This window comes from Pseudomonas sp. GL-R-19 (assembly GCF_019956375.1).
Lineage (GTDB): Bacteria > Pseudomonadota > Gammaproteobacteria > Pseudomonadales > Pseudomonadaceae > Aquipseudomonas.
The window spans coordinates 118,927-127,282 of the sequence record NZ_JAHBDJ010000010.1; the positions used below are offsets into that span (position 1 = coordinate 118,927).

The following is an 8,356-nucleotide window of genomic DNA, read 5'->3' on the forward strand; positions in this document are numbered from 1 at the left end:
CGGCGCTATACGTTTTACTTAACACACTGGGGTTCATTAGGAGTTTCACGATGGAAATGCTGAAGTTTGGTAAATTTGCTGCGCTGGCACTGGCCATGGCTGTAGCTGTAGGTTGCTCGTCCAAAGGCGGCGACAATGCCGGTGAAGGCGCGGTAGATCCAAACGCTGGTTACGGCGCAAACACTGGTGCAGTTGACGGCTCCCTGAGCGAAGAAGCTGCCCTGCGCGCTATCACCACTTTCTACTTCGAATACGACAGTTCGGACCTGAAGCCAGAAGCCATGCGCGCTCTGGACGTTCACGCCAAAGACCTGAAAGCAAACGGCGCTCGCGTTGTTCTGGAAGGCAACACCGACGAACGTGGTACTCGTGAGTACAACATGGCACTGGGCGAGCGTCGTGCGAAAGCCGTTCAGCGCTACCTGGTACTGCAAGGCGTTTCCCCAGCTCAGCTGGAACTGGTTTCCTACGGCGAAGAGCGTCCAGTTGCTACCGGCAACGACGAGCAGTCCTGGGCTCAAAACCGTCGCGTCGAACTGCGTAAGTAATTCGTCATGCGAACGTGCCGTCGTGCTGTAACTGTTTTGGCTCTCAGCCTCGCCCCGTTTGCGGTGTGGGCTGCGGTTCCTGTGGTCGAGGACAACTCCGGCTATAACAATAGCGGGAGCAGTTATCCGCCTGCAGGTTACGGTACGAACGGCGCCTATGCCGGGGGAGGGGTTTCGACTCCTGTCTCGGCGCAGGGCCAGCTGTTCAACCAACTGCAACAAATGCAGGAACAGATCTCGCGCCAACAGGGTGTGATCGAAGAACTGCAAAATGATGTAGCGCGCATGAAGCAGGAAAACCTGGAGCGATACCAGGATCTTGATCGGCGCATAGGAACCGGCGTTGCACCAGCCGCGACTCCTCAAAATTCTTCCACCGGTGGTGATTTGAATGCCCCCGGCGCAGCCGCAGGTGCGGCAGCTGGCGCAGCCGCTGCTCAAGCACCCGCCGCAGGTAGCGAGCCGGCAGATCCAGCGAAGGAAAAGCTCTATTACGATGCTGCCTTCGACCTGATCAAGGCCAAGGATTTCGACAAGGCCAGCCAGGCTTTCGCCGCATTCCTGCGCAAATACCCGAATAGCCAATACGCGGGCAATGCCCAGTACTGGTTGGGTGAAGTGAATCTGGCCAAAGGCGATCTGCAAGGTGCAGGTCAGGCATTTGCCAAGGTTTCGCAGCTGTATCCGAAACACGCCAAAGTGCCTGATTCGCTATACAAGCTTGCTGATGTGGAACGCCGCCTGGGTCATACCGACCGGGTCAAAGGTATTCTGCAGCAGGTTGTGTCCCAATATCCGGGCACTTCCGCCGCTCAACTGGCCCAGCGCGATCTGCAGAAAATGTAAGCCGGCTTGACCTGTTTTGAAGAAACCCGCGCTTGTCGCGGGTTTTTTCGTTAGAATTCACACCCTTTTTCTGAAACACGCTTTTTGGGATCTGCGCATTGCCGGGGTTCCTTGAAGTGCCTGACGGAGGCGGACAGCCTGTTTAGCTGTTACGCCCGTGGCGACTATGCAAGACACATTGAGAATCACCGAAGTTTTCTACTCGTTGCAGGGTGAAACTCGGACTGCCGGGCTGCCCACTGTTTTTGTGCGCCTGACCGGTTGTCCGTTGCGTTGCCAATACTGCGACAGCGCCTACGCGTTCACCGGTGGGACCATCCGCACCCTCGACGATATCCTCGAGCAGGTCGCCGGTTTTCGTCCGCGATACGTCTGTGTCACGGGCGGCGAGCCCCTGGCGCAACCCAACGCCATTCCCTTGCTCAAGCGCCTGTGTGACGCCGGTTACGAAGTGTCACTGGAAACCAGTGGTTCTATTGATATCTCGGCAGTAGATTCCCGGGTCAGTCGTGTTGTCGACCTGAAAACCCCGGGTTCGAAGGAAGCGCACCGTAACCGCTACGAAAACATTGAGCTGCTCACGCCCAACGATCAGGTGAAGTTTGTCATCTGCTCGCGGGACGACTATGACTGGTCCGTTTCCAAGCTGATCCAATACGGTCTGGATCAGCGTGCCGGCGAAGTCCTGTTCTCGCCAAGTCACCATGATCTCAATGCCCGGGACCTGGCGGACTGGGTGGTGGCGGACAATCTGCCAGTGCGTTTGCAATTGCAGCTGCATAAATATCTATGGAATGACGAGCCGGGGCGCTGAAATGACTGAACAACTGAACACTCCTGAAAAAAAACGTGCGGTCATCCTGCTGTCCGGTGGCCTGGACTCGGCGACCGTCGTGGCCATGGCGCGCGCCGAAGGCTACAGCTGCTACACCATGAGCTTCGACTACGGTCAGCGCTCTCACGCCGAACTGTACGCCGCCGAGCGTGTGGCGCAGGACCTGGGTGTGGTCGAGCACAAGGTGATCGGTCTGAACCTCAACGGCATAGGCGGCTCGGCGTTGACCGACAGCAGCATCGACATTCCGGAAGAGTTGGGTGAGGGCATTCCGGTGACTTACGTGCCTGCGCGTAACACCGTGTTCCTGTCTCTGGCCCTGGGCTGGGCTGAAGTGCTCGGTGCACGCGACATCTTCATCGGCGTCAATGCGGTAGATTACTCCGGTTACCCGGACTGCCGTCCCGAGTTCATCGAGTCGTTCGAGCGCACGGCCAACCTGGCGACCAAAGCCGGCGTGGAAGGCAATGGTTTCCGCATTCAGGCACCGCTGCAAAACCTCAGCAAGGCGCAGATCGTCCAGGCCGGCGTGAAGCTTGGCGTGAACTACGGACTGACCGTTTCCTGCTATCAGGCCGACGATAATGGTCGTGCGTGCGGCAAGTGCGACAGCTGCCGACTGCGCGCAGAAGGCTTTGCGGCAGCCGGAATCAGCGATCCAACCCCTTATTTTTGATTTATTTCAAAATAGGTGTTGAATAGTCCTTAAAAATCAGTATTATACGCGCCACCACACAGCGGGTCGTTAGCTCAGTTGGTAGAGCAGTTGGCTTTTAACCAATTGGTCGTAGGTTCGAATCCCACACGACCCACCATTTTTGGCGGTTTAGAAAATCCGGAAGGCCCACGCAAGTGAGGATTTCCGGGTTTTTTTTTGCCCGCGATTCAAGTCCGCTTCGCTGCGGGCTGCTGCGCATGACGCAGGTCAGAATCACCTTTTGCATCCTTCCGATATTCTGTAGCCTTGCGCAGCTTCAACGCTGTCCGTGCCTGATCAATACTCACTTTCCCGGCGGTACCCCGATGGGTCCGGAGCCGGGTGTATACTCGACTTTCGCGCGAATGCGCCTGCAGGTCTTGCGAACATGACGCAAATTTCCGAACGCCTTCTGGTTCAAGCTCACCTCGACGCCAAGCAGCCCAAGCCGCTGACCGCCGATGAAGAGGCTTATTACCGTGCTGCCATCGCTGCCGAGCTCAAGGCTCAGGACGCGGTGCTGGTGGCCCATTTCTATTGTGACCCTGTGATTCAGGCGCTGGCCGAAGAGACGGGCGGTTGTGTCTCCGACTCGCTGGAGATGGCCCGCTTCGGCAACGTCCATCCAGCGAAGACCGTGGTCGTCGCCGGCGTGAAGTTCATGGGCGAGACCGCCAAGATTCTCAACCCGGAAAAACGCGTGCTGATGCCGACACTCGAAGCGACCTGTTCGCTCGACCTGGGCTGCCCGGTGGACGAGTTTTCCGCGTTCTGCGATCAACACCCGGAGCGCACGGTGGTGGTGTACGCCAACACCTCCGCTGCGGTAAAGGCCCGAGCGGATTGGGTCGTGACTTCAAGCTGTGCGCTGGAAATCGTTGAAAGCCTGATGGACAACGGCGAGACCATCATCTGGGGCCCGGACAAGCACCTGGGTACCTACATCCAGCGCCAGACCGGTGCCGACATGCTGCTGTGGGACGGTGCCTGCATCGTTCACGAAGAGTTCAAGTCCAAGCAGCTTGAAGACATGAAGGCGCTGTACCCGGATGCTGCGATCCTGGTGCACCCGGAGTCGCCGACATCGGTGATTGAACTGGCCGATGCCGTGGGTTCGACCAGTCAGTTGATCGCGGCAGCACAGAGCCTGCCGAACAAGACGCTGATCGTGGCGACCGACCGCGGCATTTTCTACAAGATGCAGCAGTTGTGCCCGGACAAGGTCTTTATCGAAGCCCCGACGGCAGGTAACGGCGCGGCGTGCCGCAGTTGTGCGCATTGCCCGTGGATGGCCATGAACACCCTTGAGCGCACGCTCAAGGCGTTGAAGGAAGGGTCGAACGAGATCTTTGTCGACCCGGCGCTGATTCCGCAGGCGATTCGCCCGCTCAAGCGCATGCTCGATTTCACCCAGGCGGCGCGGATGAAGCTGGCCGGTAACGCCTGAGGTCTATCAGGAACGCTGCATAAAAACTGTAGGAGTGAGCCTGCTCGCGATGGCGGTCTGTCAGTCATATCAATGTTGACTGATACGCCGCCATCGCGAGCAGGCTCGCTCCTACAGTGGTTTCTGCGTCGGGAAACTATTTGGTTTTTTTCGGAACCCGCACAAGCTGGGTATTGGAGTACATGTCATGCCAGCTGCGTTCCTGTTTGTCGAACAGCGACCAGAAGAATCCCAGACCAACACACAGCAACGAAGCAAACGACACCACAAAGCGCAGCAGCGCCTGCCACAGGCTGATGGACGATCCGTCGGCATTCTGTACCCGGATGCACCAGACCTGCATGCCCAGCGTCTGACCAGACCAGGTCCAGAATTTGGCGAAGAAGCCGAACAGTACGAACAACAGGACTGTGGAGAGCAGGGGATCACCGTCCAGCGCGCCCGCTTCGGTCAGGGAGCGCATCCTCTCTTCGCCGATGATCGCCATCTGGATCATCTTGTAGATGCCGCTGGTGACGATCAGCAGGGCGGTGCACAGCAGGAAATCATAGAACATGGCTGCCAGGCGACGACCCAGGCCAGCGGCAGGAAAGTCGCCCTGGGGAGTAAGCAGGTGTTTCGACATGGCAGGCTCTCGGCGAAAAAAGAAGCCATTTTACGGATTTACGCGCACAAAAAAGCCCCTGATGTCAGCATCAGGGGCTTTTTCGTTACAGAAGATTAGGCTTCTGCTTGTACTTCGTCAGCCTGCATGCCTTTCTGGCCCTGCACGGCGATGAAGGTCACTTTCTGGCCTTCTTTCAGGCTCTTGAAGCCGTTGCCCTGGATGGCGCGGAAATGCACGAACAGATCCGGACCGCTTTCAGGAGTGATAAAACCAAAACCTTTCTCGTCGTTAAACCACTTGACGGTACCGCTCTGACGTTGGGACATTTCTTATTTCCTTTGACGCAAAAATTAATGACAGTCTCCTTCTTATGAAAGAGTACTGGGGCTGGTTGCAGGAGAGTAAGAAGACGTCGAACGGGATGTAGCTAACTTGTAGGCTACTGCCCAGGTCACGATTCCAAGCGACCCATGCAAACACAGTGAACAAACTCTACGCCAACTACGGGAGAAAAAACAAGCCCCGTGAAGGCCCCGTATTTCCTCAGGTTGATGGCATTTAGTCCGTCCACTAGTGGGGCCTTATACGCTAGCGTTGTTCAATTGCTTTCGATCGTTATAAGCAAAGTTCATAATCGAAGCTAAGAGCCAAACAATGCACTATTTTATGGCGGTTGCGTTACACATTAGTGCGCAGTTAACGCAACCGCGTTACTTATAGGAACATTCTATCAGCCACGATAGTAGCGTTGTGGAACAAATGGCATTTTGCTTACAAGCAAAGGCACCTTTTTCCCACGAACGATCGCCCAAACCGGTGTGTCCAGTGCGATGTAGGCGCTGTCGACATAGCCCATGGCCAGCGGACCGCCCAGGGTCGGCCCGAAACCGCCGCTGCAGACGCTACCGATGATATCGCCAGCTTCGTTGACGATCTCGGCACCTTCGCGCACGGGTGTGCGTTCCTGGGGTAGCAGGCCTACACGTTTACGGTTCACGCCTGCCTGTTGCTGGGTGAATACGGTATCGGCGCCAGGGAAGCCGCCGGCCCGTGCGCCATCGGCGCGACGTGGCTTGGAGATCGCCCACAGCAGGCTTGCTTCGATCGGGGTGGTGTCGGTGTTCATGTCGTGGCCGTACAGGCACAGGCCGGCTTCCAGGCGCAGGGAATCGCGGGCGCCAAGACCGATGGCGGCCACTTCCGGTTCGGCCAGCAGGGCGCGAGCCAGGGCTTCGGCATTGGCGGCGGGTACGGAAATTTCGAAACCGTCTTCACCGGTGTAACCCGAGCGGCTGACAAAGCAGTCCACGCCCACCAGCTTCACGCGGGCGAACTGCATGAAGGTCATCTTCGCAACTGTAGGCGCCAGACGTGCCAGTACGGTGACGGCGGCCGGGCCTTGCAGGGCGAGCAGGGCGCGTTCTTCGAACAGCGGTTCGATCGTGCACTGGTCGCCAATGTGCTGGCGCAGGTGTGCCAGGTCCTGATCCTTGCACGCGGCGTTGACCACCAGGAACAGTTCGTCGTTACCCAGGTTGGCGACCATCAGGTCGTCGAGGATGCCGCCGGTCGCATTGGTGAACATGGCATAGCGCTGCATGCCCACCGGCAGGTCGATGATGTCCACCGGCACCAGGGTTTCCAGGGCCTTGGCGGCATTGGCGCCGGTCAGGCGGATCTGGCCCATGTGCGAGACATCGAACAGCCCGGCCTGGTCGCGGGTGTGCTGGTGTTCTTTCATCACGCCCAGCGGGTATTGCACGGGCATGTCGTAGCCGGCGAACGGCACCATGCGCGCGCCGAGTTCGATGTGCAGGGCGTGCAACGGGGTTTTCAACAGTTGTTCGGTGGACATATTCAGCTCCTGAAGATGGGTGCAGATGAGCGCGCATCAGCACTCGATAATGTTGACCGCCAAACCGCCACGGGCGGTTTCCTTGTATTTGCTTTTCATGTCGGCGCCGGTCTGGCGCATGGTACGGATGACCTTGTCGAGGGAGACAAAGTGTTGCCCGTCGCCGCGCATGGCCATGCGCACGGCATTGATGGCCTTGACCGAGCCCATGGCGTTGCGCTCGATGCAAGGCACTTGCACCAGCCCGCCAATCGGGTCGCAGGTCAGCCCGAGGTTGTGTTCCATGCCGATTTCCGCGGCGTTCTCCACTTGTTGCACGGTGCCGCCAAGCACTTCGCACAAGGCCCCGGCGGCCATCGAGCAGGCGACGCCGACTTCGCCCTGGCAGCCGACTTCGGCGCCGGAGATCGAGGCGTTTTCCTTGTACAGAATGCCGATGGCTGCGGCAGTGAGCAGAAAACGCACGACGCCGTCGTCATTCGAGCCCGGGATGAAACGCATGTAGTAATGCAGCACTGCCGGAATGATCCCCGCCGCACCGTTGGTGGGCGCGGTCACGACGCGCCCGCCGTTGGCGTTCTCCTCGTTGACCGCCAGGGCGTAGAGATTGACCCAGTCCAGCACCGACAGCGGGTCGCGCAAAGACGATTCCGGGTTCTTGCACAATTGCCGATGCAGCGCGGCGGCCCGGCGTTTGACCTTCAGCCCGCCAGGCAGGATGCCTTCATTGCGGCATCCGGCGGCGACGCAGTCCTGCATCACTTGCCAGATTTTCAGCAGGCCTGCGCGGGTTTCCGCTTCCGGACGCCAGGCGCTTTCGTTGGTCAGCATCACCTGGCTGATCGACAGCCCGTATTTGACGCAATGACCGAGAAGATCCTTGGCGCTTTTGAACGGAAAGGTCAGGGGCGTGGCGTCTTCGACGATGCGGTCGGCACCGGCGGCGTCCTCATCGACCACAAAACCGCCGCCGACCGAGTAGTACTCGCGGCTGCGGATCTGCAGGCCCGCTGCGTCGAAGGCGCGGAAAATCATGCCGTTGGGGTGATAGGCCAACGGTTTGCGAATCATCGCCAGGTGTTCTTTCTCGTTGAACGCAATGCTGTGTTCACCGAGCAGGTTCAAGCGTCCGTTGCTGCGGATTTTTTGCAGGCGTGCGGCGACGGTTTCCGTATCCACGGTGTCCGGGTGCTCGCCTTCCAGGCCCAGCAGCACAGCCTTGTCACTGCCGTGGCCTTTGCCAGTGGCGCCGAGCGAGCCGTACAGCTCGACCTTGACGCAGGTGGTGGCCGGCAGCAGACCTTCACGGCGCAGGCCTTCGACGAAACGCGCAGCGGCGCGCATCGGGCCGACGGTGTGAGAGCTGGAGGGGCCGATGCCAATCTTGAACAGGTCGAACACGCTTAACGACATGGTGGTTCTCCGGTTTCTTGTTATAGGCGTATCACGGGAGATGCTGTGCGTAGGAGCTGCCGCAGGCTGCGATCTTTTGATCCTGTTTTTCAAGATCAAGATCAAAAG

9 protein-coding genes and 1 tRNA gene are annotated in these 8,356 nt (G+C 58.5%); 6 read left to right on the plus strand and 4 right to left on the minus strand.

Features of this window, described 5'->3' with window-relative positions:
- Positions 1 to 50: 50 nt before the first annotated feature.
- From pal to nadA, 6 genes are all read left to right on the plus strand, one after another.
- Positions 51 to 548, plus strand: coding sequence for a peptidoglycan-associated lipoprotein Pal (pal, locus tag KGA83_RS06305; protein WP_003178634.1), 498 nt, complete (start codon positions 51 to 53; stop codon positions 546 to 548).
- A 6-nt stretch (positions 549 to 554) separates the two neighbouring features.
- Positions 555 to 1,394: a tol-pal system protein YbgF gene (gene ybgF / locus KGA83_RS06310; RefSeq protein WP_108215101.1), complete on the plus strand. Its 840-nt coding sequence runs from the start codon at positions 555 to 557 to the stop codon at positions 1,392 to 1,394.
- 166 nt (positions 1,395 to 1,560) lie between these two features.
- Positions 1,561 to 2,208 (plus strand): 7-carboxy-7-deazaguanine synthase QueE, encoded by a 648-nt coding sequence (gene queE / locus KGA83_RS06315; RefSeq protein WP_108215102.1) that lies wholly within the window; start codon positions 1,561 to 1,563, stop codon positions 2,206 to 2,208.
- Position 2,209: 1 nt separating this feature from the next.
- Positions 2,210 to 2,905: a 7-cyano-7-deazaguanine synthase QueC gene (gene queC / locus KGA83_RS06320; RefSeq protein ID WP_108215103.1), complete on the plus strand. Its 696-nt coding sequence runs from the start codon at positions 2,210 to 2,212 to the stop codon at positions 2,903 to 2,905.
- 63 nt (positions 2,906 to 2,968) lie between these two features.
- Positions 2,969 to 3,044 (plus strand) — tRNA-Lys (locus KGA83_RS06325).
- A 270-nt stretch (positions 3,045 to 3,314) separates the two neighbouring features.
- Complete coding sequence (nadA, locus tag KGA83_RS06330) at positions 3,315 to 4,373, plus strand: quinolinate synthase NadA (RefSeq protein WP_223529130.1); 1,059 nt, start codon at positions 3,315 to 3,317, stop codon at positions 4,371 to 4,373.
- Between the two features lie 136 nt (positions 4,374 to 4,509).
- On the opposite strand, the gene KGA83_RS06335 is transcribed toward nadA, so the two are convergent.
- The 4 genes from KGA83_RS06335 to KGA83_RS06350 all read right to left on the minus strand — a co-directional run bounded on the left by KGA83_RS06335 (position 4,510) and on the right by KGA83_RS06350 (position 8,248).
- Positions 4,510 to 4,998, minus strand: coding sequence for an RDD family protein (locus KGA83_RS06335; RefSeq protein ID WP_108215104.1), 489 nt, complete (start codon positions 4,996 to 4,998; stop codon positions 4,510 to 4,512).
- A 95-nt stretch (positions 4,999 to 5,093) separates the two neighbouring features.
- A complete protein-coding gene (locus KGA83_RS06340) occupies positions 5,094 to 5,306 on the minus strand; it encodes a cold-shock protein (protein WP_007977299.1) in 213 nt (70 codons plus the stop codon).
- A 404-nt stretch (positions 5,307 to 5,710) separates the two neighbouring features.
- Positions 5,711 to 6,835 carry a glycine cleavage system aminomethyltransferase GcvT gene (gene gcvT, locus KGA83_RS06345; RefSeq protein ID WP_108215105.1) on the minus strand — a complete coding sequence of 375 codons (1,125 nt, stop codon included), beginning with the start codon at positions 6,833 to 6,835 and terminating at the stop codon, positions 5,711 to 5,713.
- Positions 6,836 to 6,871: 36 nt separating this feature from the next.
- Positions 6,872 to 8,248 (minus strand): L-serine ammonia-lyase, encoded by a 1,377-nt coding sequence (locus tag KGA83_RS06350; protein ID WP_223529134.1) that lies wholly within the window; start codon positions 8,246 to 8,248, stop codon positions 6,872 to 6,874.
- Positions 8,249 to 8,356 lie beyond the last annotated feature (108 nt).